The sequence below is a fragment of the Lelliottia sp. GFLA7 genome, assembly GCF_056490165.1.
In genome coordinates, this window is sequence record NZ_JBWLAQ010000001.1 from 750,612 (window position 1) to 775,665 (window position 25,054).

Genomic DNA, 25,054 nt, shown 5'->3' on the forward strand with positions numbered 1-25,054 from the left:
CACGCCCTAAAGCGGTTCACACGCATGCCCCAATACAAAATTATCTGCGTCCCTACTTCGTCACTCACTTCAGCAAAAGAAGAAAGTCATGATGAAAGGTTGCAAATACGTTAATTAAAAACTCAAATTGATCCCGTAAATATAATACGCTGCAAAGCCCTTACAATAAACAGGTTTTTATTGAATCAGATTTACGTTTTACGACGGTGATCAATATATAGCGAATTTACTACTTTTCAGCCAATTTGATCGGGGACAATTTAACGCCTTTTGTGGCCTTTTTCCAAGGATTAAACATTGATTTAAATCAAAGTCACTGCTTAATGTTAAAAGGTGTATAAGTCAGGTGATCATGGTAAAGACCATGTTAATGATATGTATGCCTGCCAGCTGCTGAGGTTATCAAGTGCGGGAATTCATATAAACAGAAGTCATTTTTATTAACTCAGTAAATTGTCCCTTTTTTTAAAAAACAAACAACTTTTGATATTAGTGATGCTACGTGACTTTTTCCTCTTTTCCCTTATCTAAATTTAATAACAAATAATTCACCTTTCTTAACTTGTTAATTAACACATTTTCTTCGCACCAAATTGCGAAGCTATCAATAAAAAAGGCCGCTCTTCAGCGGCCAACCATGTCGAAACGGACATTTATTATGTCAAAGCTCCCCTTCCGGAGAGCAGAGAGGATTTACTTAATGATAGCTTTCAGCGCGTCGCCGATATCCGCCAGGCTGCGAACGGTTTTCACGCCTGCCGCTTCCAGCGCAGCGAATTTTTCATCCGCAGTGCCTTTACCACCCGCGATGATAGCGCCCGCGTGGCCCATACGTTTGCCTTTCGGCGCAGTCACACCCGCGATATAACCCACAACAGGTTTGGTCACGTGGTCTTTGATATACGCAGCCGCTTCTTCTTCCGCGCTACCGCCGATCTCGCCGATCATCACGATCGCTTCGGTCTGCGGATCTTCCTGGAACAGCTTCAGGATGTCGATGAAGTTAGAGCCAGGGATCGGGTCACCGCCGATGCCCACACAGGTGGACTGGCCAAAACCGTAATCCGTGGTCTGTTTAACCGCTTCATAGGTCAGCGTACCGGAGCGAGACACGATACCCACTTTGCCCGGCTTGTGAATGTGGCCCGGCATGATGCCGATTTTGCATTCGCCTGGGGTGATAACACCTGGGCAGTTCGGGCCAATCATGCGCACGCCCGCTTCATCCAGCTTCACTTTCACGGTCAGCATATCCAGCGTCGGGATGCCTTCGGTGATGGTGATGATGAGCTTGATGCCTGCGTCGATGGCTTCCAGAATGGAATCTTTGCAGAACGGAGCCGGAACGTAGATAACGGTCGCGGTAGCGCCCGTTGCTTCTACGGCTTCACGCACGGTGTTAAACACCGGCAGGCCCAGATGCGTGGTGCCGCCTTTGCCCGGCGTTACGCCGCCAACCATCTGCGTACCGTAAGCAATCGCTTGTTCGGAGTGGAAAGTCCCCTGGCTACCGGTGAAGCCCTGGCAGATAACTTTAGTGTTCTTATCAATCAAAACGGACATTATTTCCCCTCCACGGCGGCAACAACCTGCTGAGCTGCATCCGTCAGACTTTTCGCTGCAATAATATTCAGGCCGCTGTCAGCCAGTTTTTTCGCGCCGAGTTCAGCGTTGTTCCCTTCCAGACGAACCACAACCGGGACGTTCACGCCCACTTCTTCGACCGCACCGATAATGCCGTCAGCGATCAGGTCGCAACGCACAATACCGCCGAAGATGTTCACCAGAACGGCTTTGACTTTGTCGTCAGAGAGAATGATTTTGAACGCTTCGGTCACGCGTTCTTTAGTCGCGCCACCGCCGACATCGAGGAAGTTTGCCGGCTCGCCGCCGTGCAGTTTAACGATGTCCATGGTGCCCATTGCCAGGCCCGCACCGTTAACCATGCAGCCGATGTTACCGTCCAGCGCCACGTAGTTCAGTTCCCACTGTGCAGCCTGCGCTTCACGCGGGTCTTCCTGAGACTGGTCACGCATTTCGCGCAGGTCAGACTGGCGGAACAGGGCGTTACCATCAGCGCCGAGTTTGCCATCGAGGCAGATCAGGTCGCCCTGCGTGGTGATAACCAGCGGGTTGATTTCGATCAGCGCCAGATCGCGTTCGAGGAAAATCTTCGCCAGGCCCATGAAGATTTTGGTGAACTGTTGAACCAGTTTACCTTCCAGACCCAGTTTGAATGCCAGCTCGCGACCCTGGTAAGGCATAGGGCCTGCCAGCGGATCGATAGCCACTTTGTGAATCAGATGCGGCGTTTCTTCCGCTACTTTTTCGATTTCCACGCCGCCTTCGGTAGACGCCATGAACACCACGCGACGTGAGCTACGGTCTACCACTGCGCCGAGGTACAATTCTTTGGCGATATCGGTCGCCGCTTCCACCAGAATCTGATTGACCGGCTGGCCGTTCGCATCTGTTTGATACGTCACCAGGCGTTTGCCAAGCCAATGCTCGGCAAAAGCACGAATCTCTTCTTTGCTCTTAACCACTTTCACGCCGCCCGCTTTACCGCGGCCGCCAGCGTGAACCTGACACTTAACTACCCAAGGGCCGGAACCGATTTTAGATGCGGCTTCTTCTGCTTCGCGTGGGGTATTACAAGCATAACCCACCGGAGCCGGTAAGCCATACCGGGCAAACAGCTGTTTGGCCTGATATTCATGTAAGTTCATGTGTTCTATCCATCCTTCAGGTAATCGTTAGGTGAGGCTTTTTATAGGCCCGGCAAACGCTGTGTCGCCGGGCAATACTGCAAAAACTACACGTCCAGCAGAAGACGCGTTGGATCTTCCAGCAGCTCTTTAATCGCCACCAGATAACCAACCGACTCACGGCCATCAATCAGACGGTGATCGTAAGAGAGCGCCAGGTACATCATTGGCAGGATCTCTACTTTACCGTCGACCGCCATTGGACGATCTTTAATGGCATGCATGCCCAGGATCGCGCTCTGCGGCGGGTTGATAATTGGCGTAGACATTAACGAACCAAACACACCGCCGTTGGTAATGGTGAAGTTACCGCCAGTCAGGTCTTCAACGGTCAGTTTGCCGTCACGGCCTTTCAGGGCCAGCTCTTTGATGCGTTTCTCGATGTCAGCCATGCCCAGGGTATCCACATCACGCAGAACTGGGGTCACCAGGCCACGCGGTGTAGAAACAGCCATGCTCACATCGAAATAGTTGTGATACACCACGTCTTCGCCGTCGATAGACGCGTTGACTTCCGGATAGCGTTTCAGCGCTTCAACAACCGCTTTCACATAGAAAGACATAAAGCCCAAACGAATACCGTGGCGTTTTTCAAACGCATCACCGTACTGCTTACGCAGATCCATGATCGGCTTCATGTTGACTTCGTTGAAGGTCGTCAGCATCGCGGTGGAGTTTTTCGCTTCCAGCAGACGCTCAGCCACACGCTTACGCAAGCGCGTCATCGGCACGCGTTTTTCGCTACGTGCACCCAGAGCAGGCTGTGCGGTAGCTGGAGCAGACGCGGCTGCCGGCGCTTTGGCTTCTTCTTTGGCTGGTGCTTTCGCCAGATGTTTTTCAACATCTTCACGCGTCAGACGGCCACCCACGCCAGTGCCTTTGATAGCGCTGGCTTCGAGGTTATGTTCACTCAGCAGGCGACGGATCGCTGGGCTAAGTGCATCGTTGCTCTGCTCTTCCAGAGAGGCTTGCTGACGCTGAGCCGGCGTGGACTCTTTGCTTTCAGACTTAGCGCTGGACTCTTTACCACCGCTATTGCCTTCACGCAGGCGACCCAGAATCTGGCGAGAGGTCACGGTCGTGCCTTCATCTTCTAGCACTGCATCCAGAATGCCATCCGCCGATGCCGGTACTTCCAGTACCACTTTGTCAGTTTCGATTTCTACCAGCACTTCATCGCGCTTAACGCTATCGCCCGGTTTTTTATGCCAGGTCGCTACCGTTGCGTCAGCCACGGATTCAGGCAGGTCGGGAACAAGAATATCTACGCTACTCATTATGTATCCTTTAATTAATCGACGTTCAGCGCGTCATTGACCAGATCTTGCTGTTGCTTCTGGTGAACGGACATATACCCTACCGCAGGTGAAGCGGAGGCCGGGCGACCTGCATAACGCAGACCAGACCCAAATGGAATCACATCACGGAAATGATGCTGACTGCAGTACCATGCGCCCTGGTTAAGCGGCTCTTCCTGGCACCAGACAAAATCATGTACGTGTGCGTACGGTTTCAGCGCTTCCTGCACCGCCTGGTGCGGGAACGGATAAAGCTGCTCGATGCGCACGATGGCGACATCTTTCTGATCGTTTTTACGGCGCTGTTCAAGCAGGTCGTAATAAACCTTACCAGAACACATCACAACACGCTTCACGGCCTGCGGATCCAGCGCGTCAATCTCGCCAATCGCTGGCTGGAAGGCGCCGTTCGCCAGTTCATCCAGCGTAGACACCGCCAGCGGGTGACGCAGCAGAGATTTCGGCGACATCACAATCAGTGGACGGCGCATACCGCGCAGCGCCTGACGACGCAGCATGTGGTAAACCTGCGCTGGCGTTGACGGCACGCAAACCTGCATATTCTGTTCAGCGCAGAGTTGCAAATAACGTTCCAGACGCGCAGAGGAGTGCTCTGGGCCCTGTCCTTCGTAGCCGTGCGGCAGCAGCATCACCAGGCCACACATACGGCCCCATTTCTGCTCGCCGGAGCTAATGAACTGGTCGATAACCACCTGCGCACCGTTGGCAAAGTCACCAAACTGCGCTTCCCAGATGGTCAGCGTGCGCGGCTCAGCCGTGGCGTAACCGTATTCGAAGGCCAGCACCGCTTCTTCAGACAGCACGGAATCCCAGACTCTGAACGAGCCCTGACCGTTATGCACATGCTGCAGCGGGGTGTACGTTGAACCGTTAGTCTGGTTGTGAATCACCGCATGGCGGTGGAAGAATGTGCCACGGCCCGCATCTTCACCGGAAAGACGTACCGGAATGCCTTCATCTACCAGCGTGGCGTAGGCCAGATTTTCTGCGCCACCCCAGTCGAACAGCTTCTCACCTGCCGCCATGGACTGACGATCGGTGTATATTTTCGACACGCGCGCCTGCATTTCGATAGCGTCTGGCACGGTGCTGATGCGCTTCGCCAGCTCTTGCAGGCGCTTGGTTTCCACCTTGTTCGGGTAGCTCTCGTCCCATTCGTGGTTGAGGTACGGCGACCATGTAAAAGAGTGCATATTCATCGGACGCAGCTCTTTCACCACACATTCGCCTGCGTCCAGCGCATCACGGTAAAGATTCACCAGCTCAGTGGCATCTTCCAGCGTCGCGGTTTTTTCAGCTTCTAGTTTGTCAGCGTAGATCTTACGCGGCGTCGGATGCTTTTTGATTTTCTGATACATCAGCGGCTGAGTTGCACTCGGTTCGTCCGCTTCGTTATGGCCATGACGGCGATAGCAGAACAGGTCGATGAACACATCGCGTTTGAACGTATTGCGGAAGTCCAGCGCCAGACGGGTCACGAAAGCGACCGCTTCCGGATCGTCGGCATTAACGTGGAAGATTGGTGCCTGTACCATTTTACCGATATCGGTACAGTACGGGCTGGAGCGCGCATCCAGTGGGTTAGAGGTCGTAAAGCCCACCTGGTTGTTGATAACGATGCGAACCGTACCGCCCACTTCGTAACCACGTGCTTTAGACATGTTCAGGGTTTCCTGAACCACGCCCTGGCCGGTTACCGCGGCATCACCGTGAATGGTGATTGGCAGCACTTTATTGCTGCTTGGCTCGTCGAGTCTGTCCAGACGCGCACGCACGGAACCGATAACCACCGGGCTGACGATCTCCAGGTGCGACGGGTTAAACGCCAGCGCCAGGTGAACCAAACCGCCGTCGGTTTCGATATCAGACGAGAAGCCCATGTGGTACTTCACATCGCCCGTACCGAGATGTTCTTTATGTTTGCCTGCAAATTCGTCGAACAGGTCCTGCGGTTTTTTACCCAGCACGTTGACCAGCACGTTCAGACGACCGCGGTGCGCCATACCCAGCACCACTTCGCGAGTACCGCTGTTGCCCGCATGGCGGATCAGCTCTTTCAGCATCGGCACTAACGCATCGCCGCCTTCCAGAGAGAAGCGTTTTGCACCCGGGAATTTCGCACCGAGGTAACGCTCAAGGCCTTCCGCAGCAGTCAGTTCATTCAGGAAGCGCTTTTTCTCATCCGTGCTGAAGCTCGGACGACCGGCTACTGACTCAATACGCTGCTGGATCCAGCGCTTTTCATCAGTAGACATGATATGCATGTATTCCGCACCGATGGAGCCACAATAGGTTTGTTTGAGCGCGTCAAGCAGCTCGCCCAGCTTCATCGTGTCTTTGCCGCTGGCAAAAGAGCCCACGTTAAAGGTTTCCTGGAAATCGGCCTCGGTCAGATCGTGGTAAGCCGGATCGAGATCCGAGACACGTTCTTGCTGCCACAGTCCCAGCGGATCAAGGTTCGCATGCTGGTGACCGCGGAAGCGATAAGCATTGATGAGCTGCAGGACTTTAACCTGCTTCACATTGGTATCAGGGTCAGAGATCGAGGAGGAGTAACGTGAGGCATCCTTCGCCAGACGACGGAAATAATCACGTGTTTTGGAATGGAATTGATCCGGTTTGACTCCCGTTCCAGGTAACTGCTGGAACATGGAACGCCAGTTAGCGTCCACTGAGTCAGGATCGGTTAAGAAGTCTTCATAGAGCTGTTCAATCCAGCTTTGGTTTGCACCAGAGAGGAAAGAAGAGTCCAGCCAGGCTTTCATTGCGCCGTTCTGCATCGTGATCCCTTAAGCATGTTTATGCTTATTTCGCCGTAGAAACTACCACGCACACCTCGTGTACGTGCCGGGGTTCACCTGCGAGCTCTTGTTGGCTCGCGAAGGAACCTTTAAAAACTGCCATTCATCTTTGTCGTTCAGGCTGCGACTTCGTTGGCTGCCTTCGCTTATCCCAATCACATAGTTAACTATGCTCCTGGGAATGCGCTCAGTTGCCGCCTTGTCTCGCTCAGAACGACTCGATGACTGGAACTGCCATGTGGCGGTTTTTAAAGATTTCCTGCTTTTCCGTCCCCTCTCCTGTTGGGAGAGGGTCAGGCGAGGGGAAAACGCTCCCCTCTTCTTACTTATGCACTGCGTTGCAACAGCATCGACTTAATGTGGCCGATGGCGCGCGTCGGGTTCAGTCCTTTAGGACATACACTGACGCAGTTCATAATGCTATGGCAGCGGAATACGCTGAAAGCATCACTCAACCCTTCCAGACGACTATCGGTTTCGGTATCGCGGCTATCAATCAGGAAACGATACGCAGCGAGCAGACCCGCAGGGCCGATAAACTTGTCCGGATTCCACCAGAATGACGGACAAGACGTCGAACAACACGCACAAAGAATACACTCATACAGGCCATCGAGTTTTTCACGCTGCTCTGGAGACTGTAAATGCTCGCGAGCCGGTGGATTTTGCCCATTATTCAACAAGTAAGGCTTAATCTTCTCATATTGTGCATAGAATTGTCCCATGTCCACCACCAAATCGCGCACGACCGGCAGACCAGGCAAAGGACGGATAACAATTTTCTGTCCCGCACGCTGCAACGCTGAAATCGGGGTGATACAGGCCAGACCGTTTTTGCCGTTCATGTTTAGACCGTCGGAGCCACACACCCCTTCACGGCAGGAACGACGAAACGACAGTGTCGGATCCTTTTCTTTCAGCAGCATTAATGCGTCAAGCAGCATCATGTCGCGACCTTCTTCCGCCTCCAGGACGTAATCCTGCATATGCGGAGCGTCATCAACATCCGGGTTATAACGATAAACTGAGAATTCGAGTTTCATTGTCCTGTCTCCGCATTAATAGGTACGAATCTTCGGCGGGAACGCCGGACGCAGTTTCGGTTCCATATTGACTTCACGTCGTGTCATGGATTCCGACTCTGGCAGATACAGGGAATGGCACAGCCAGTTAGCATCATCACGATCCGGATAGTCAAAGCGGCTATGCGCGCCACGACTTTCAGTACGGAAGTTTGCGGATACAGCCGTCGCGTAGGCGGTTTCCATCAGGTTATCCAACTCCAGACACTCAACGCGCTGGGTGTTGAACTCGCTGGAGGTATCGTCCAGACGCGCATTTTTCAGACGCTCGCGGATGGCTTTCAACTGCTCAAGCCCTTTCGCCATCGCGTCACCTTCACGGAAGACCGAGAAGTTGTGCTGCATACATTCCTGCAGCGCTTTGCGGATTTCGACCGGATCTTCACCGTCACGATTACCGTTCCAGCGGTTCAGGCGCTCAAGAGAAGCGTCAATATTCGCCTCAGTCGCATCACGCAGTTCACCCTGCTCGGCAATCGACTCTTGCAGATGTATCCCCACCGCACGACCGAACACCACCAGGTCGAGCAGAGAGTTACCGCCCAGGCGGTTAGCGCCATGTACCGATACGCAGGCGATTTCGCCGACTGCGAACAGGCCTGGAATCACCACGTCTTCGCCCTGCTCATTCACGGTCAACGCCTGACCAGTCACTTTGGTCGGAATACCGCCCATCATGTAGTGGCAGGTTGGGATAACCGGGATAGGCTCTTTGATCGGGTCGACGTGAGCAAAGGTACGGGACAATTCCAGGATGCCCGGCAGACGGGATTCCAGAACCTCTTTACCCAGATGATCGAGTTTCAGTTTGGCATGCGGACCCCATGGGCCGTCGCAGCCGCGACCTTCACGGATTTCGATCATGATGGAACGCGCCACCACGTCGCGACCCGCCAGATCTTTAGCATTTGGCGCGTAACGCTCCATGAAGCGCTCGCCGTGTTTGTTCAGCAGATATCCGCCTTCACCACGACAGCCTTCTGTGACCAATACACCCGCACCGGCGATACCGGTCGGGTGGAACTGCCACATTTCCATATCCTGCACCGGAACACCGGCGCGGATCGCCATACCAACGCCGTCACCGGTGTTGATGTGCGCGTTCGTGGTGGACTGATAAATACGGCCTGCGCCGCCGGTGGCCAGCACCGTTGCGCGCGCTTTGAAGTAAACCACTTCACCGGTTTCGATACACAACGCGGTACACCCGACCACTGCGCCATCTTCATTTTTCACCAGATCGAGTGCATACCACTCAGAGAAAATCGTGGTGTGGTTTTTCAGGTTCTGCTGATAGAGCGTGTGCAGCAAAGCGTGACCGGTACGGTCAGCCGCTGCGGCAGTTCGTGCCGCCTGCTCGCCGCCGAAGTTCTTCGACTGGCCGCCAAACGGACGCTGATAAATGGTGCCATCATCCAGACGGGAGAATGGCAGGCCCATGTGGTCAAGCTCGAGAATCGCTTCAGGGCCGGTCTTGCACATATATTCAATGGCGTCCTGGTCACCGATATAATCGGAGCCTTTCACCGTGTCATACATGTGCCATTCCCAGTTATCTTCATGGGTATTACCGAGCGCAACGGTGATGCCACCCTGGGCAGAAACCGTATGCGAGCGGGTTGGGAAAACTTTTGAGAGCAGCGCACAGGTCTGGCCGCTCTGGGAAATTTGCAGTGCTGCGCGCATACCTGCGCCACCCGCACCAATCACAACAGCATCAAATTCTCTGACTGGCAGTTTCATCACACACCCCACACCACAACAAATCCATAAATAACGTAAACCACCAGAGCAACAACGATAGCCAGTTGCAGAGGCAGGCGAATCGCCAACGGTTTAACGTAATCGGTCAACACCTGCCACATGCCAATCCAGGCATGAATAAGGATTGAGAACAGCGCCAGCAGGGTGAACACTTTGGTGAAGGCAGATCCGAAGAACCCGCTCCAGATTTCCCACGTCAGCTCGCCGCTGGTCGCAAAGAAACCGATCATATAGATGATGTAAAGCGTGAGGACGATGGCGGTAGCGCGGACCAGAATAAAGTCATGTACGCCGTTGCGTCCTAATGCGGAGGCGTTGCTTACCATACGAGGACTCCTGCGAGAATTGAAAACACGACAGTAATGGCAAACGAAATATAGGCAGAGCGTTTCCCTGCTTCGAATGTTTCTTCCAGATAACCAAAGTCCATCAGCATATGGCGAACACCCACAACCACGTGGAATGCCAGCGCGGTCAAAATGCCCCACATGATAAATTTCACGAAGAAGCTGCTCATGATGGCCGAAGCCTGGAGGAATCCTTCAGGAGAAGAGAGGCTCGTTCCCAGTAACCACAGCAAAATGCCGACCGCCACAAACGTAATCACACCGGATGCACGGTGGAGAATGGACGCTATTGCCGTTACAGGGAACCGGATCGTTTTCAGATCCAGATTGACAGGTCTTTGTTTTTTCACATTTCTTATCATGAATAACGCCCACATGCTGTTCTTATTATTCCCTTTGGATTTCGCGTAACAGGAAGGCGGCAAGTCCGGGAGACCCGAGATCATAGTGAACTATGTAACCGGGGTGAGCGGGCGCAGCCAACGCACCTGTAGCGTGAAAGACTATGGGATTTCCTTACTCCGGCTGCGATGCGGGTCAGACAGCGTCCTTTTCTATAACTGCGCGTCATGCAAAACATTGCTTCCAAATGCTAAAACGACACGTTACAACGCTGGGTGGCTCGGGATTGCAGGGTGTTCCGGAGACCTGGCGGCAGTATAGGTCGTTCACAAAACCATTACAATTAACCTACATACAGTTTGTCGGGTTTTATGCGGAACAGTGATCACAGTCACGATAACAACATTATTTTAAATTTTAATCATCAGATTTGACAAAGATTAAACAATATTGTTACAAACGTCAGCGGAAAAGGCATATAATGCGCAAAAGTTATGAGGTCTCTCTTTCACCTGAGATTTAGTTATGTAACAGTGTGATGGTATTGACCGAAGTTATCAGGACAGTTATTAGTGGTATACAGGTTTGAATAATTCGGACTGCGAAGACACTGATTTGCTGTTGTTTCTCTGATTTTTCATTCGTTTACCTGCAAGGCGCCATAGCTCTGTACCCTGGTTTCTCCTCGCGAGCTGAGCGGCAAGCCAAATAACAAACTGGTAACGGTGATTAACAGCTGAATGCAAATCCCAACACAGCGTCATTCGCGCTAGATCAAGGCGGCAAGTCGGTGAATCCGAGGCATCATCCATCGCGGTGTGACCCGGTTTCGTGGCGTTGCCAACGCAGAGATAGCGTGAAAACGAAGTGTTTTGGCAGTCTTAAGCAATAAGGCGCTAAGGAGACCGTAAATGGCTGATACAAAGGCAACGCTCACCCTAAATGGTGACACTGCTATTGAACTGGATGTGCTAAAAGGCACGCTCGGTCAGGATGTTATTGATATTCGTACTTTGGGCTCAAAAGGGGTGTTTACCTTTGATCCTGGTTTCACTTCTACCGCATCTTGCGAATCCAAAATCACCTTCATCGACGGTGACGAAGGTATCCTGCTCCACCGCGGTTTCCCCATCGATCAATTAGCCACTCAATCCAACTATCTGGAAGTGTGCTACATCCTGCTGAACGGCGAAAAACCGACGCAGGCACAGTTCGATGAATTCCAGACGACCGTCACCCGCCACACCATGATTCACGAGCAGATTACCCGTCTGTTCCACGCCTTCCGTCGTGACTCTCACCCGATGGCTGTGATGTGCGGTATTACCGGTGCGCTGGCGGCGTTCTACCATGACTCGCTGGACGTCAATAACCAACGCCATCGTGACATCGCAGCGTTCCGCCTGCTGTCCAAAATGCCAACCATGGCGGCGATGTGTTACAAATATTCTATCGGTCAGCCATTCGTTTATCCGCGCAACGATCTCTCCTATTCAGGCAACTTCCTGAACATGATGTTCTCCACGCCGTGCGAGCCTTACGAGGTTAATCCGGTGCTTGAGCGCGCGATGGACCGTATTTTAATCCTGCACGCCGACCACGAACAAAACGCATCGACCTCCACCGTCCGTACCGCAGGCTCTTCAGGCGCGAACCCGTTCGCCTGTATCGCTGCCGGTATCGCCTCCCTGTGGGGACCGGCGCACGGTGGCGCGAACGAAGCCGCACTGAAGATGCTGGAAGAGATCAGCTCTGTTGAGCACATTCCTGAATTCGTGCGTCGTGCGAAAGACAAAAATGACTCCTTCCGTCTGATGGGCTTCGGTCACCGTGTTTACAAAAACTACGACCCGCGCGCAACCGTCATGCGTGAAACTTGCCACGAAGTGCTGAAAGAGCTGGGTACGAAAGATGATCTGCTGGAAGTGGCGATGGAACTGGAACACATCGCGCTGAACGACCCGTACTTCATCGAGAAAAAACTGTACCCGAACGTCGATTTCTACTCTGGCATTATTCTGAAAGCGATGGGCATTCCGTCTACCATGTTCACCGTAATCTTTGCCATGGCGCGTACCGTGGGCTGGATTGCACACTGGAACGAAATGCACACCGACGGCATGAAAATCGCCCGTCCTCGTCAGCTGTACACCGGCTACGAGCAGCGTGATTTCAAATCAGACATCAAGCAATAATTCGATTTGTCTGTTAAAACGCGCCGGCTGGCGCGTTTTTTATTTGTACGGTCTGATGCTCTCTCACCGGGATAAGGTGAAAACATCAAAAACGGTAACCCTTAGGTTATCGTTTTACTTTTGACACACCGGACACCCGTAAAACGGTCGTGAAGAAAGCGTGCTGCGCTCAATCACCCCGCCGCACCGCTCGCAGGCTTTACCCTCTCGATGAAACACCTTAAAGCGAAACAACGCACCGTGATGCTTATTGTCATCCACCACGCCACGCGTGTTGTACGACAGACGCGGAATTTCCAGCAGGGCATGTGAAAGCGCATCAAGTTGTTCCTCGCTGAGCTGCGAAGCCTTACGCTGCGCCGCCAGCCCCACTTCCCAGAGAATTTCGACACGCAAATAATTGCCCAATCCGGCAAGAAAGGCCTGATCCAGCAGCAATCCTGAAAACTGTCGATTGCGGAATTTCGGCGACAACAACCGCGCTTTCACCTTTTCTGCCGTCAACCGCATATCCAGCACATCCGGCCTGACGCGTTGCAGGAAGGGGTGAGTGAGCAGTTGCTCCGGCGTTAACATCTCTATGTCAGATGCGCTGTAGAGCAAAATCGCTTTATCCGCTGTTTGCAGCCTGACGCGCAATATCCTTGAGGTTTGTGGGTGCTCACCTGCATCAACCACCCGCCAGACCCCATAAAGTTGATTGTGGCTATATAACGTCAGGTTATGGGAAAAATGTGTCAGCAACGCTTTGCCACGCGTTTCAATCTGCGTGACTTTTTGCCCAATTAACGACGACTCGAAAGATTTTAACTGAGGAAAAGCAAACCACGCATTGGTGAGGGGTTTGCCCTTTATCGCCGCCTCCAGGCTATCCGCCGCACGGCGGATCTCCGGTCCTTCTGGCATGTTTACATCCTTTTTTAGTGCATCGTTAGTGCGTTGCACCGCCCACGGCATTGATGTCAGATGCCTGGCGTAGCGCCACGGTCAAGGCGATTTCCAGCGCCGCTTTCACCGTCTGCGCCGCCATACTCGGTGCGCCAGCATGCGCCGCGGCCTGTTCAGGTAAGTACGGAATATGAATAAACCCGCCCTTCACGTTGGTGCGTTCACGGATTTTATGCAGCAAACCGTACATCACGTGATTACAGACGAATGTCCCCGCCGTCTGCGACACTGAAGCGGGAATGCCTTTTTTGCGCATCGCCGCCACCATTGCTTTGATGGGCAGCGAGCTAAACCATGCCGCAGGCCCGTTCGGCACAATGGCAACATCAATCGGTTGCTGCCCACGATTATCAGGAATTCGTGCATCATCGACGTTAATGCCGACACGCTCGACGGTAATATCCACACGACCGCCCGCCTGCCCAACGGCAATCACCACGATAGGATTCAGTTCGTCGATAGCAGAATTGAGCACCGTTAGTGACTCGCCAAACACGCAAGGCAACTGCCGCGTCACTACGCGACAGTCATCAATGGTCATCCCCTCGAGCTGTTTCACCACTTCCCAGGAAGGGTTCAGGGTCTCACCGCCAAAAGGCTCAAAACCGGTCACTAAAATATGACGCATCGCGCCTCCTTATAAGAACATCAGGAAGTACATCAGGAACACGTTGACGATCAGCAACAGCACGCCGGTCGGTATCTGCGCCTTGATCACCGCATTTTTATCCGGCAATTCCAGCAACGCAGCGGGCACAATATTGAAGTTCGCCGCCATCGGCGTCATCAGCGTTCCGCAATAGCCGGAGAACATCCCAATCGCCGCCATCACGGCCGGATTACCGCCGTGTTGCAGCACCAGAATCGGAATACCGATCCCCGCCGTCACAATCGGGAACGCGGCAAACGCATTGCCCATCACCATCGTCAGCACAGCCATCCCAATCGCATAGACCGCCACGGCGATAAAGCGGCTATCTACCGCGAGATAGGTTTTCGTGAGCCAGGAAATTCCATCGCCCACGCCTGCGGCGGTAAACAACAGCCCCAGCGTCGCCAAAATTTGCGGCAGGATAAACGCCCAGCCGATGGAGTCCAGCAGACGACGCGCTTCCTGTAGCGGTTGATGCACTTTTTCGTGCGTCATTTTTACCGCCATCGCCAGACCAATCAGCGAGCCTACGGTCATGGAAAACAGCGTCACCAGCGTCGAATGGTTGCCTGGCCCAAACAGCGTCTCCTGCATTCCAGGAATATTGTTGAACATCAGCACGCCGACAACGGTCACCACGGGAATGGCGAGCGCCGGAAAGAACAGTCGGTTACCCAGACGCGTTGCGCTGGCTTCACGTTCTTCCTGCTTGCGTTGATGATAGCTGCCCAGACGCACGCCGCCGAAACCGGCAATCAGCGCCAGCCCCACCACCGCAACGCCCACCGCAATATGCACGGTACGCTTATCGCCCACCAGCTGATACGTCCAGTCACCCAACAGGAACATCAGGCCGTAAATACCCCAGAACATTCCGGTCGTCACGCGGCGCGGGTTAGCTTTATCGCGAAATGACATCACCGCGACGATCAGCAGGATCAGCCCCGCCAGCCAGTACAAATAACTTTGCTGGAAATTCATGAGGCATCTCCCTGCGTCGGCGTGGTTTTCGCCAGCTCACGTTCAAGATGCTTATCCAGCCGCCACAGGCGAGTGGCGTGAATGATAAAGGCACAGATCGCCGTCGGGATGCCCCACAAGGCAATGTGCAGCGGCTCGGTCTGAATACCGCCAGACTCGAGCATAAAGTTATGCATAAAGATGATCGCGCCAAAGGCGACAAAAATGTCTTCGCCGAAGAACAACCCGACGTTATCGGTCGCCGCCGACATGGCGCGCAGACGGTAACGCACCGCGCCCGGCAGTTCGCCGTATTTTTTCTCTGCCGCACCTTCCGCCATCGGAGCCAGCAGCGGGCGCACCATCTGCGGATGACCGCCGAGGCTGGTCAGTCCCATCGCGGCTGACGCTTCGCGCACGAACAGATAGACAATCAGCAAGCGGCCCGCGGTGGCGCTGTGAATTTTGGCAATCCACGCCTGCGCGCGCTCTTTCAACCCATGGCGCTCCAGCAGACCGATCACCGCAAGAGGAATCAGCAGGATATACGGCAGATTACGGGTGTTCAGGAACCCCTCGCCGAGTTTTTCGAGGATAGTGGCGACCGGCATATGCGCCGCCAGGCCGGTCACGATACCGGCGACAATCACCACCAGCACCGGATTAAAACGTAATAAAAACCCGACCACAATCACCGCAATACCGATGAGTGGCCAGAGCGATAGCGTCTCTGCCATGTTCTCTTTCCTGTTGTTAAGTTGTGTTTGCGTTTGTGCGTTATGCACTGATTTTTATATTTTTAGCATCAAATTCTTTGCGCAGGCGACGGGCAAACGCCAGGGCGTGTTCGCCATCGCCATGCAGACAGACGGTCTGCGCCTGCACGCTGGCCCATTCCCCGGTGATACTTTTCACCCGACCCTGTTGCACCATTTCCAGGGTTTGGGCCAGCGCCTGTTCTTCATCCTCAATCAGCGCGCCCGGCGCAGTGCGCGGCACGAGGCTTCCATCCGCCTGATAACCGCGATCGGCAAACACCTCCTCACGCGTCACCAAACCATAGCGTTCCCCGGCGCGAATCAGTTCGCTGCCAGCCAGTCCCACCAGAATCAACGTCGGGCTAACGGCATGAACCGCACGCGCGATAGCATCCGCCAGCGTGGCATCTTTTGCCGCCTGGTTATAGAGCATCCCGTGCGGCTTAACGTGACGAAGTTGCCCTCCTTCGGCGCGCGCGATAGCCTCTAGCGCACCAATTTGATACAGCATTTGCGCGTACACCGTTTCCGGCGGCAGGTTCATCGCCGTGCGACCAAAGTTTTCCCGATCGGGAAAGCTTGGGTGCGCGCCTGGTGCCACACCATTTTTTAACGCCTCGCGAACGCACGTCTGCATGGTTTGCGCGTCTCCGGCGTGAAAGCCGCAGGCAATATTGGCGGAAGAAACAAGCGTCAATAATTCAGCATCGCTCGCGCAGCCTTCCCCTAAATCCGCATTCAAATCAACGACGATCATTCAACCTCCATGCCAGTTGTTCGATATGTTGCTTTTGTACGCGTCGCGCTTCAAGCGCCTCTTCCAGCGTGCATTGCACAAAGTGAATCGGCTGACCCAGCGGAATTTGCGCCAGATGGTACATATCCGCCTCGATGATGCAGGCGATACGCGGATATCCCCCCGTGGTTTGAGCATCATTCATCAGGACAATCGGTTGGCCGTTGTGCGGCACCTGAATCACGCCCGGCAGCAGACCATGTGACAGCATTTCGCGATCGGTAGTGCGCGCCAGCTGCTGGCCCTGTAAACGGTACCCCATGCGGTTACTTTGCGGGCTGAGCTTCCACGGCAGACGCCAGAAAGCATCCTGCGAAGGCTGGTCAAACTCATGGTATTCCGGCCCCGGCAGCGCGCGAATACGGTTGGTCCACAGCAGTTGCTTAACCCCCTGGGTTTCAGCAAATTCCCGCAAACCTGGACGAAGCGGCACTCTGTCGCCATCTTTCAGCAAACGGCCTTCAAACCCGCCGATTCCCGTTTTGAGATCGGTGCTGCATGAATTCATCATTTCCGGTACGTCAATGCCGCCATCGACAGCCAAATAGCTGCGCATCCCGTGCAACGGGCGATTCAGCGTCAGGCGCTGCCCGGCTTTGGCCTTCAAGCGCCAGCCGGTCCAGACCGCTGCGCCATCAAGCGTCGCGTCGCAACCTGCGCCAGTCAGGGCGAACCAGCTGTCGCGCTCAAACTCGACGCTGCATTGACCCAGTGTTATTTCCAGCGCCGCCGTATTCGGATCGTTGCCCACCAGCAGATTCGCAATCTGCAACGCCGGTTTATCCAGCGCGCCGCAATAGCTGATCCCCGACTGACGCAGGCCGATACGGCCCTCGTCTTGCACCGAGGTGTACAGCCCCGCACGAATAACCTTCAACATACCCCCTCCTTCTGCGGCACAAACCGCACGGTATCTCCCGGTCGCAACAGCACCGGCTCATCGCGTCTGGAATCAAATAGCGGCAGGCTGGTATGGCCAATCAGCTGCCAGCCGCCCGGCGAGGCCAGCGGGTAAATCCCGGTCTGTGCTCCGCCGATGCCGACCGAACCGGCCGGGACTTGCAGGCGCGGCTCAGCGCGACGCGGCGTGGCCAACTGTTCCGGCAACCCGCCCAGATAGGGGAATCCCGGCTGGAAGCCCAGGAACCACACCACGTAATCATTCGCGCTGTGCAGCTCGACCACCTGTTTTTCAGACAGTCCGGCATGTCGCGCCACCTCGCCCAGATCCGGGCCAACCGCCCCGCCGTATACCACCGGGATTTCGATAAAGCGTGACTCCGGCTCCAGCGCCTCGCTCTCTTCCCACCAGAGTTGCAACCGTTCGATTGCATCCAGCGCCAGAGACTGCGGATTGCGTAATACGACCGTAATGTTATTCATCCCCGGAATGGCTTCCACCACTTCGGGGATCTCCGCTAGCCGCTGCGTTAAGCGCCAGATCCTTTTTTGCGTCGCCAGCGTGACCGGAGGCTCAAGCTCCAGCACCACGGCGGTTTCGCCTAATAAATAACAACGCGCTCGCTGCACTTACGTACCTCTCATCAGGCAGGATTAGGAATATCAATAAAGGTCACGTCCAGATCGGTATTTTCCGTCAACCACTCGCTCAGGGCGCGAATGCCGCCGCGTTCAGTGGCGTGATGCCCCGCGGCATAGAAATGCAGGCCCTGTTCACGGGCGGAATGGATCGTCTGTTCAGACACTTCGCCGGTAATAAACGCATCAACGCCAAAGCGCGCGGCGTTATCGATAAAGCCCTGGCCGCCGCCCGTACACCAGGCGACGCGTTTGACCCGATCCGGGCCAGTATCACCGCTCCACAGCGGACGACGCCCCAGACGCGCCTCGATCCAGGAGGCCAGCTCCAGGCCAGGGACCGGCATTGACAGCTCGCCCCACGGGAGCAGCTCTTCAATTTCGCCCATCACGGTGATGCCGAGCAGCGCGGCCAGCTGCACGTTATTACCCAGCTCCGGGTGCGCATCCAGCGGCAAATGCCAGCCATACAGGTTGATGTCGTTTGCCAGCAGCGTTTTCAGGCGATTGCGCTTCATGCCCCGAATCACGGGCGCTTCGTTTTTCCAGAAATAACCGTGATGCACGATCACCGCATCGGCTTGCAGACGCACGGCTTCATCCAGCAGCGCCTGGCTTGCCGTGACGCCCGTGACAATCTTTTGCACCGTGTCGCGCCCTTCCACCTGCAGGCCGTTCGGACCATAGTCGCTAAAGCTGGCGCTGTTCAGTTTTTCGTTGATCAGTTGTTCAAGTTCGGTGTTTTTCATCATGACTCTCTTACACTTTGCGGGCGGCTTCATAGGCCGCCAGTGTGGCGACGCGCGCCTGTTTATGGTCGACAATCGGACGCGGATAATCGAGCGTCACGCCCGTTTTATCGGCCCACACCCAAGGTTCATGAAGGGATTTAATCGGCACATCACGAAGTGATGGCAGCCACTTACGGATAAACTCGCCCGTGGCGTCAAACCGCTGCCCCTGAGTGGTCGGATTAAAAATACGAAAATAAGGCGCGGCGTCCGTTCCGGTTGAGGCCGCCCACTGCCAGCCGCCATTGTTGGCGGCCAAATCGCCATCAATCAGCTGTGCCATAAAATATCGCTCTCCGGCACGCCAGTCGATAAGCAAGTCTTTCACCAGAAAACTCGCCACAATCATCCGCAGACGATTGTGCATCCATCCCGTTTCGTTGAGTTGGCGCATTGCCGCATCGACAATCGGATAACCCGTTTTCCCGTCCTGCCAGGCCTGCAACAGCACATCGTCGTGCTGCCACTGCACGTTGTCAGTCCAGCGAATGAAGGGCCGATGTTTACATAAATCAGGATGATAGGTCATCAGATGGCGATAGAATTCTCGCCAGATAAGTTCGTTCAGCCACACCGCGCCCTCACCGCCGTCCAGCGCTCTGGGCTGCTCCGCCAGCAGACGGTGCAAACACTGACGTGGCGAGAGCACGCCCAACGCTAAACAGGCCGATAACCGGCTGGTGCCGTCGATAGAGGGGAAATCGCGTCGCGCTTCGTACTCACCCGCGCCGTTTTGACAGAAATGGCGCAGCTGCGCGATGGCGGCTTTCTCGCTGGCAGGAAACAGCTCAGCATCAAAATCCTGCTGTGGGTAGTTGAATTCGATTTCAGCGGGCGGCGGCAGCTTTTGTTCTCTGACAGCGGGCGCGGCCACGCATTCCGGCAGCCCCTCTTTCAGGCGCTTGACGTACGCATTTTTGAACGGGGTAAACACTTTGTACATCTCGTGATTCCCGGTCATAACGCTACCTGGCGGCAACATCACGCTGTCGTCAAAGCCCTGACAGACCACGCCGTCGAGCATTTTTTCGAGCTGTCGGTCGCGCTGCTGTTCGTTGAATTCGTATTGATAGTTGTAGAAAAGATGGGTGACGTCGTGCTGCTGGCAAAGCTGCTGCACTTTTGCGCTTTGCGCCGCAAAATCACTCACCTCATCATAGATGAGCGGAATGCCTCTCTCCGCCAGCCCCTGCTGCAAACCGTTAAGATGCGCGCGCAGATATGCCGTCTGTCGCGGGGCCATGTCATGCTGTCGCCATTGATCGGGCGTGGCGATAAACACGGCCAGTACCCGCGCGTGTTGACTTCGGCAGGCAGCCGCGAGGGCGATATTGTCATGAAGGCGCAGATCCGCGCGAAACCAGACCAGATGCGTGGTCATAACACTCCTGAATAATTGTCCATAACCTAAGCGTAGCGTTTCCGGTCGCACGCTAACATCGCGTCGTCCGAAACAGCGTCGGAATACCTGACGCTATAATGTTTAAGTTATGTTACTGGAGCAAGCAGTACAACACCGTTAATGCAGGTTAACGGCGGAAGATTCCTGACAATCTGAAGGGATAAACCTTTAGCGCGGGCATAAAAAAACCGCCACATCTCTGTGGCGGCTCTGACATTGCTGTGTGTCATCTTTGTATTAATAGAAGTCGCAGGTCGCTTTTTCGGCCTGATCCATCCAGACCGGTTTCTCGCTGGTTTTCGCCCAGACGCGGTGCAGATAGCTGTAAAAACGGGCACGGTCTTTCCAGAAAAGCATCACCGGTAACGCCAGAACACCCGCCACTACAGCGAAGGTGCGACGTAAAAAGACAACATGTGCTGGATACTCTTTGTAAAGGTCCATTATTTTCTCCCCTATAGTTGGCCGGAAACGTTATCCGGAAAATTCAAAAGTGGTTATCTGGCTAAAATAGTACCGTTTTGTTTGTAATTTTACTACTCATCCGACCACTTATTTGCATTCATTTAATGAATATTTACACTTCGCCTGTAATTAAGTTACGAAAAAGTTAACAAAATACTTACCAATAGTTAAATCATGGTTTTAGCGTTTTTATACTTTTTTTACACCTCCCCCGCCGATTTTTGCAAAATCTTTGCGCCGTAAATCCTACCTTTTGCACAAAGACAAATGTCACCCGGAGGTGAATTGTGAGTGCAGGTCTGATTGCCGGCATCGTGTTGGTTTTCCTGTTATTAGGGTATCTGGTCTACGCCTTGTTTAATGCGGAGGCATTCTGATGGCCGCTCAAGGATTTTTACTTATCGCCAGTTTTTTATTGCTGCTATTTCTGCTGGCACGACCGCTGGGAAACGTGCTAGCGCGGATGATTAACGGCGTCCCGCTGCCCCTGGTTGGCGGTGTGGAAAACGGAGTGTGGCGCGTACTCGGCATCCAAAATCAGGAGATGAACTGGCGGCAATATCTGCTCGCTATTCTGCTGCTGAATGTGTTCGGCCTGTTTGTCCTCTTCGCGATGCTGATGTTGCAGGGCATTTTGCCGCTCAACCCACAGCAGTTGCCGGGGTTAAGCTGGCATCTGGCGCTGAATACCGCCGTCAGTTTCGTCAGCAATACCAACTGGCAATCGTATGCAGGTGAAACCACGCTCAGCTATTTCAGCCAGATGGTGGGGTTAACCGTACAAAACTTCCTGTCGGCAGCCAGCGGCATCGCGGTGATTTTTGCCCTGACGCGCGCTTTTGCCCGACAAAAAGTGAACACACTCGGCAACGCCTGGGTCGATCTCACGCGAATTATACTGTGGGTCCTTCTGCCCATTTCATTGGTTATCGCCCTGTTCTTTATTCAGCAAGGTACGCTGCAAAACCTGCTGCCGTATGCGTCTTACACCTCGCTTGAGGGGGTAAAACAGATGCTGCCGATGGGGCCGGTGGCCTCGCAGGAAGCCATCAAAATGCTCGGCACGAACGGCGGCGGTTTTTTTAATGCCAACTCCTCGCACCCGTTCGAAAACCCCACCGCGCTGACTAACTTTGTGCAAATGCTGGCGATCTTCCTGATCCCCGCCGCGCTCTGCTTCGCCTTTGGCGATGTGGTGAACGACCGCCGCCAGGGGCGCACGTTGCTCTGGGCGATGTCGCTGATTTTTGTGGTCTGCGCCGCGCTGGTGATGTGGGCTGAATGGCATGGCAACGCGCACTTTATGCAGCTCGGTGTCGACAGCAACATCAATATGGAAGGCAAAGAGAGCCGTTTCGGCATTCTCGCCAGCAGTCTGTACGCGGTGGTCACCACGGCGGCCTCCTGCGGCGCGGTGAATGCGATGCATGACTCCTTCACCGCGCTCGGCGGCATGATCCCGCTGTGGCTGATGCAGATCGGTGAAGTGGTGTTTGGCGGGGTGGGATCCGGTTTGTACGGCATGCTGCTGTTTGTCCTGCTGGCGGTGTTTATCGCCGGGCTGATGATTGGCCGCACGCCAGAATATCTGGGCAAAAAAATCGACGTGCGGGAGATGAAGCTGACCGCGCTGGCGATCCTGGTAACCCCTGCGCTGGTGCTGATGGGCACGGCGCTGGCGCTGATGACCGACGCCGGACGCAGTGGCATTTTCAACCCTGGCATTCACGGCTTTAGCGAAGTGCTGTACGCCGTCTCATCTGCCGCCAACAACAACGGCAGCGCCTTCGCCGGATTAAGCGCTAACTCTCCGTTCTGGAACTGCCTGCTGGCGTTCTGCATGTTCGTCGGTCGCTTTGGGGTGATCGTCCCGGTGATGGCTATCGCCGGATCGCTGGTCAGCAAAAACATTCAGCCCACCTCCAGCGGAACGCTGCCAACCCACGGGGCGCTGTTTGTCGGCCTGCTGATTGGCACCGTGCTGCTGGTGGGGGCATTGACCTTTATCCCCGCCCTCGCGTTAGGCCCGGTCGCGGAACATCTTTCTTTACGCTAATTGAGCGGAGACATAAGTCATGAGTCGTAAACAACTGGCCCTTTTAGAACCCGCGCTGGTTCGCCAGGCGTTGATGGATGCGGTCAAAAAACTCAGCCCGCGTGTGCAATGGCACAACCCGGTGATGTTTATTGTCTGGATTGGCAGCGTGGTCACCACCGCGCTGGCAGTGGCGATGGCAACCGGGCATCTGTCGGGCGATGCGGGCTTTACCGGCGCGATTAGCGTCTGGCTGTGGTTTACGGTGCTTTTCGCCAACGTAGCCGAAGCGCTGGCGGAAGGCCGCAGTAAGGCACAGGCCAACAGCCTGAAAGGCATCAATAAGACGGCATTTGCCCGCAAACTGCGCGAGCCAAAATATGGCGCGCAGATGGACCACGTCCCGGCTGACGAGCTGCGCAAAGGCGACGTCGTGCTGGTCGAAGCGGGCGATATTATCCCGTGCGACGGGGAAGTCATCGAAGGCGGCGCATCGGTCGATGAGAGCGCGATCACCGGGGAATCTGCACCGGTGATCCGTGAGTCTGGCGGTGATTTCGCCTCCGTCACCGGCGGGACGCGGATTCTCTCCGACTGGCTGGTTGTCCAGTGCAGCGTCAACCCAGGCGAAACCTTCCTCGACCGCATGATCGCGATGGTTGAAGGGGCACAACGTCGCAAAACGCCAAACGAAATTGCGCTGACCATTTTACTGGTGGCTCTGACGATTGTTTTCCTGCTGGCAACCGCCACCCTGTGGCCGTTCTCCGCCTACGGCGGCACGGCGGTCAGCGTTACGGTATTGGTGGCACTGCTGGTCTGCCTGATCCCAACGACCATCGGCGGATTGCTGTCGGCGATTGGCGTGGCGGGGATGAGCCGGATGCTCGGCGCAAACGTCATCGCCACCAGCGGCCGTGCCGTAGAAGCGGCGGGCGACGTGGATGTGTTGCTGCTGGATAAAACCGGGACCATTACCCTCGGCAACCGCCAGGCATCCGAATTTTTGCCCGCGCCCGGCGTGGATGAAAAAACGCTGGCCGACGCCGCGCAGCTCTCATCGCTGGCCGATGAAACGCCGGAAGGCCGCAGCATCGTGATCCTCGCGAAGCAGCGCTTTAACCTGCGCCAACGGGATGTTCAAAGTCTGCAGGCCACCTTTGTACCGTTCACCGCGCAAACGCGCATGAGCGGGATTAACATCCAGGATCGCATGATCCGCAAAGGCTCTGTTGATGCCATTCGTCGCCACATTGAAGCCAACAACGGCCACTTCCCGCCTGAAGTCGATCGTCTGGTGGAGAACGTGGCGCGTCAGGGTGCAACGCCGCTGGTGGTCGCCGAAGGCGCAACCGTGCTTGGTGTCATAGCCCTGAAAGATATCGTGAAAGGCGGCATTAAAGAGCGCTTTGCCCAGCTGCGTAAAATGGGGATTAAAACGGTGATGATCACCGGGGATAACCGTTTGACCGCCGCCGCAATCGCCGCCGAAGCGGGCGTGGACGATTTCCTGTCTGAAGCCACGCCGGAAGCCAAACTGGCGCTGATTCGTCAGTACCAGGCCGAAGGACGTCTGGTAGCGATGACGGGCGACGGGACCAACGACGCCCCCGCCCTGGCGCAGGCGGACGTGGCGGTAGCGATGAACTCGGGCACCCAGGCGGCGAAAGAAGCGGGCAATATGGTCGATCTCGACTCTAACCCCACCAAGCTAATTGAAGTGGTGCACATCGGCAAACAGATGCTGATGACGCGCGGGTCGCTGACCACGTTCAGTATCGCCAATGACGTGGCGAAGTATTTCGCCATTATCCCGGCGGCGTTTGCGGCGACCTATCCGCAGCTCAACGCCCTGAACGTCATGCACCTGCACTCTCCGGCGTCGGCCATTCTTAGCGCCGTGATTTTTAACGCGCTGATTATTGTCTTCCTGATCCCGCTGGCGCTCAAAGGCGTGAGCTATAAACCGCTGACGGCGGCCGCTATGCTGCGCCGCAACCTGTGGATTTATGGTCTGGGCGGGCTGGTGGTGCCGTTTATCGGGATCAAGATTATCGACATGCTGCTGACCGTGTTCGGGCTGGTTTAAA

22 protein-coding genes and 1 pseudogene are annotated in these 25,054 nt (G+C 54.9%); 5 read left to right on the forward strand and 18 right to left on the reverse strand.

The window, feature by feature from the left end:
- Window positions 1–693: 693 nt before the first annotated feature.
- From sucD to sdhC, 8 genes are all read right to left on the reverse strand, one after another.
- The gene (gene sucD / locus AC07RN_RS03680; protein ID WP_012016629.1) at window positions 694–1,563 is read right to left on the reverse strand and encodes a succinate--CoA ligase subunit alpha; all 870 of its coding nucleotides are present in this window, start codon (window positions 1,561–1,563) and stop codon (window positions 694–696) included.
- On the reverse strand, window positions 1,563–2,729 hold the full coding sequence (gene sucC / locus AC07RN_RS03685) for an ADP-forming succinate--CoA ligase subunit beta (RefSeq protein ID WP_012016628.1): 1,167 nt from the start codon (window positions 2,727–2,729) through the stop codon (window positions 1,563–1,565). Before sucC ends, sucD begins: the two co-directional genes overlap by 1 nt.
- A gap of 86 nt (window positions 2,730–2,815) precedes the next feature.
- On the reverse strand, window positions 2,816–4,045 hold the full coding sequence (gene odhB / locus AC07RN_RS03690) for a 2-oxoglutarate dehydrogenase complex dihydrolipoyllysine-residue succinyltransferase (RefSeq protein WP_478335599.1): 1,230 nt from the start codon (window positions 4,043–4,045) through the stop codon (window positions 2,816–2,818).
- A gap of 14 nt (window positions 4,046–4,059) precedes the next feature.
- Window positions 4,060–6,867 carry a 2-oxoglutarate dehydrogenase E1 component gene (sucA, locus tag AC07RN_RS03695; RefSeq protein ID WP_012016626.1) on the reverse strand — a complete coding sequence of 936 codons (2,808 nt, stop codon included), beginning with the start codon at window positions 6,865–6,867 and terminating at the stop codon, window positions 4,060–4,062.
- Between the two features lie 347 nt (window positions 6,868–7,214).
- On the reverse strand, window positions 7,215–7,931 hold the full coding sequence (locus tag AC07RN_RS03700; RefSeq protein ID WP_012016625.1) for a succinate dehydrogenase iron-sulfur subunit: 717 nt from the start codon (window positions 7,929–7,931) through the stop codon (window positions 7,215–7,217).
- Between the two features lie 15 nt (window positions 7,932–7,946).
- Window positions 7,947–9,713 carry a succinate dehydrogenase flavoprotein subunit gene (gene sdhA, locus AC07RN_RS03705; RefSeq protein ID WP_012016624.1) on the reverse strand — a complete coding sequence of 589 codons (1,767 nt, stop codon included), beginning with the start codon at window positions 9,711–9,713 and terminating at the stop codon, window positions 7,947–7,949.
- Window positions 9,713–10,060 carry a succinate dehydrogenase membrane anchor subunit gene (gene sdhD, locus AC07RN_RS03710; RefSeq protein WP_012016623.1) on the reverse strand — a complete coding sequence of 116 codons (348 nt, stop codon included), beginning with the start codon at window positions 10,058–10,060 and terminating at the stop codon, window positions 9,713–9,715. Before sdhD ends, sdhA begins: the two co-directional genes overlap by 1 nt.
- Window positions 10,054–10,458, reverse strand: a complete 405-nt coding sequence (sdhC, locus tag AC07RN_RS03715; protein ID WP_041689345.1) for a succinate dehydrogenase cytochrome b556 subunit — start codon at window positions 10,456–10,458, stop codon at window positions 10,054–10,056. Before sdhC ends, sdhD begins: the two co-directional genes overlap by 7 nt.
- A 491-nt stretch (window positions 10,459–10,949) precedes the next feature.
- Here sdhC and AC07RN_RS03720 point away from each other — a divergent pair.
- Both AC07RN_RS03720 and AC07RN_RS03725 read left to right on the forward strand, forming a co-directional pair.
- A pseudogene (locus AC07RN_RS03720) lies at window positions 10,950–11,012 on the forward strand (hypothetical protein); the annotation flags it as partial.
- Window positions 11,013–11,334: 322 nt separating this feature from the next.
- Window positions 11,335–12,618, forward strand: coding sequence for a citrate synthase (locus AC07RN_RS03725; protein ID WP_012016621.1), 1,284 nt, complete (start codon window positions 11,335–11,337; stop codon window positions 12,616–12,618).
- 114 nt (window positions 12,619–12,732) lie between these two features.
- Here AC07RN_RS03725 and nei read toward each other — a convergent pair whose 3' ends face one another.
- The 10 genes from nei to AC07RN_RS03775 form a co-directional block, all read right to left on the reverse strand.
- On the reverse strand, window positions 12,733–13,524 hold the full coding sequence (nei, locus tag AC07RN_RS03730) for an endonuclease VIII (RefSeq protein ID WP_478335600.1): 792 nt from the start codon (window positions 13,522–13,524) through the stop codon (window positions 12,733–12,735).
- A 25-nt stretch (window positions 13,525–13,549) separates the two neighbouring features.
- Complete coding sequence (gene pcp / locus AC07RN_RS03735; RefSeq protein WP_478335601.1) at window positions 13,550–14,194, reverse strand: pyroglutamyl-peptidase I; 645 nt, start codon at window positions 14,192–14,194, stop codon at window positions 13,550–13,552.
- Between the two features lie 9 nt (window positions 14,195–14,203).
- A complete protein-coding gene (locus AC07RN_RS03740) occupies window positions 14,204–15,199 on the reverse strand; it encodes a DUF979 domain-containing protein (protein WP_012016618.1) in 996 nt (331 codons plus the stop codon).
- Complete coding sequence (locus AC07RN_RS03745; protein ID WP_235135110.1) at window positions 15,196–15,915, reverse strand: DUF969 domain-containing protein; 720 nt, start codon at window positions 15,913–15,915, stop codon at window positions 15,196–15,198. Before AC07RN_RS03745 ends, AC07RN_RS03740 begins: the two co-directional genes overlap by 4 nt.
- A gap of 40 nt (window positions 15,916–15,955) precedes the next feature.
- A complete protein-coding gene (gene pxpA / locus AC07RN_RS03750; RefSeq protein WP_478335799.1) occupies window positions 15,956–16,690 on the reverse strand; it encodes a 5-oxoprolinase subunit PxpA in 735 nt (244 codons plus the stop codon).
- Window positions 16,680–17,612 (reverse strand): 5-oxoprolinase subunit PxpC, encoded by a 933-nt coding sequence (pxpC, locus tag AC07RN_RS03755; protein WP_478335602.1) that lies wholly within the window; start codon window positions 17,610–17,612, stop codon window positions 16,680–16,682. Before pxpC ends, pxpA begins: the two co-directional genes overlap by 11 nt.
- Window positions 17,606–18,262, reverse strand: coding sequence for a 5-oxoprolinase subunit PxpB (gene pxpB / locus AC07RN_RS03760; protein ID WP_478335603.1), 657 nt, complete (start codon window positions 18,260–18,262; stop codon window positions 17,606–17,608). Before pxpB ends, pxpC begins: the two co-directional genes overlap by 7 nt.
- Window positions 18,263–18,276: 14 nt before the next feature.
- Window positions 18,277–19,020, reverse strand: a complete 744-nt coding sequence (locus AC07RN_RS03765; RefSeq protein ID WP_041689344.1) for a type 2 GTP cyclohydrolase I — start codon at window positions 19,018–19,020, stop codon at window positions 18,277–18,279.
- A gap of 10 nt (window positions 19,021–19,030) precedes the next feature.
- Window positions 19,031–20,443 (reverse strand): deoxyribodipyrimidine photo-lyase, encoded by a 1,413-nt coding sequence (gene phrB, locus AC07RN_RS03770; RefSeq protein ID WP_478335604.1) that lies wholly within the window; start codon window positions 20,441–20,443, stop codon window positions 19,031–19,033.
- 258 nt (window positions 20,444–20,701) lie between these two features.
- Window positions 20,702–20,908 (reverse strand): YbfA family protein, encoded by a 207-nt coding sequence (locus tag AC07RN_RS03775; RefSeq protein ID WP_012016611.1) that lies wholly within the window; start codon window positions 20,906–20,908, stop codon window positions 20,702–20,704.
- Window positions 20,909–21,216: 308 nt separating this feature from the next.
- Between AC07RN_RS03775 and kdpF the strand changes: the two genes are divergently transcribed.
- Genes kdpF through kdpB form a run of 3 tightly spaced genes read left to right on the forward strand, consistent with a single transcriptional unit; the run spans window position 21,217 to window position 25,053 of the window.
- Window positions 21,217–21,306 carry a K(+)-transporting ATPase subunit F gene (gene kdpF / locus AC07RN_RS03780; RefSeq protein WP_071818723.1) on the forward strand — a complete coding sequence of 30 codons (90 nt, stop codon included), beginning with the start codon at window positions 21,217–21,219 and terminating at the stop codon, window positions 21,304–21,306.
- On the forward strand, window positions 21,306–22,985 hold the full coding sequence (kdpA, locus tag AC07RN_RS03785; protein WP_478335605.1) for a potassium-transporting ATPase subunit KdpA: 1,680 nt from the start codon (window positions 21,306–21,308) through the stop codon (window positions 22,983–22,985). Before kdpF ends, kdpA begins: the two co-directional genes overlap by 1 nt.
- A gap of 19 nt (window positions 22,986–23,004) precedes the next feature.
- Entirely contained in the window at window positions 23,005–25,053 is a 2,049-nt protein-coding gene (gene kdpB, locus AC07RN_RS03790) for a potassium-transporting ATPase subunit KdpB (RefSeq protein ID WP_478335606.1), read from the forward strand.
- Window position 25,054 lies beyond the last annotated feature (1 nt).

Bases quoted from the DNA above. Each gene is read 5' to 3' on its own strand.
- sucD (WP_012016629.1), bottom strand. From the start codon at position 1,563: ATGTCCGTTTTGATTGATAAGAACACTAAAGTTATCTGCCAGGGCTTC.
- sucC (WP_012016628.1), bottom strand. From the start codon at position 2,729: ATGAACTTACATGAATATCAGGCCAAACAGCTGTTTGCCCGGTATGGC.
- odhB (WP_478335599.1), bottom strand. From the start codon at position 4,045: ATGAGTAGCGTAGATATTCTTGTTCCCGACCTGCCTGAATCCGTGGCT.
- sucA (WP_012016626.1), bottom strand. From the start codon at position 6,867: ATGCAGAACGGCGCAATGAAAGCCTGGCTGGACTCTTCTTTCCTCTCT.
- AC07RN_RS03700 (WP_012016625.1), bottom strand. From the start codon at position 7,931: ATGAAACTCGAATTCTCAGTTTATCGTTATAACCCGGATGTTGATGAC.
- sdhA (WP_012016624.1), bottom strand. From the start codon at position 9,713: ATGAAACTGCCAGTCAGAGAATTTGATGCTGTTGTGATTGGTGCGGGT.
- sdhD (WP_012016623.1), bottom strand. From the start codon at position 10,060: ATGGTAAGCAACGCCTCCGCATTAGGACGCAACGGCGTACATGACTTT.
- sdhC (WP_041689345.1), bottom strand. From the start codon at position 10,458: ATGTGGGCGTTATTCATGATAAGAAATGTGAAAAAACAAAGACCTGTC.
- AC07RN_RS03725 (WP_012016621.1), top strand. From the start codon at position 11,335: ATGGCTGATACAAAGGCAACGCTCACCCTAAATGGTGACACTGCTATT.
- nei (WP_478335600.1), bottom strand. From the start codon at position 13,524: ATGCCAGAAGGACCGGAGATCCGCCGTGCGGCGGATAGCCTGGAGGCG.
- pcp (WP_478335601.1), bottom strand. From the start codon at position 14,194: ATGCGTCATATTTTAGTGACCGGTTTTGAGCCTTTTGGCGGTGAGACC.
- AC07RN_RS03740 (WP_012016618.1), bottom strand. From the start codon at position 15,199: ATGAATTTCCAGCAAAGTTATTTGTACTGGCTGGCGGGGCTGATCCTG.
- AC07RN_RS03745 (WP_235135110.1), bottom strand. From the start codon at position 15,915: ATGGCAGAGACGCTATCGCTCTGGCCACTCATCGGTATTGCGGTGATT.
- pxpC (WP_478335602.1), bottom strand. From the start codon at position 17,612: ATGTTGAAGGTTATTCGTGCGGGGCTGTACACCTCGGTGCAAGACGAG.
- AC07RN_RS03765 (WP_041689344.1), bottom strand. From the start codon at position 19,020: ATGAAAAACACCGAACTTGAACAACTGATCAACGAAAAACTGAACAGC.
- phrB (WP_478335604.1), bottom strand. From the start codon at position 20,443: ATGACCACGCATCTGGTCTGGTTTCGCGCGGATCTGCGCCTTCATGAC.
- AC07RN_RS03775 (WP_012016611.1), bottom strand. From the start codon at position 20,908: ATGGACCTTTACAAAGAGTATCCAGCACATGTTGTCTTTTTACGTCGC.
- kdpA (WP_478335605.1), top strand. From the start codon at position 21,306: ATGGCCGCTCAAGGATTTTTACTTATCGCCAGTTTTTTATTGCTGCTA.
- kdpB (WP_478335606.1), top strand. From the start codon at position 23,005: ATGAGTCGTAAACAACTGGCCCTTTTAGAACCCGCGCTGGTTCGCCAG.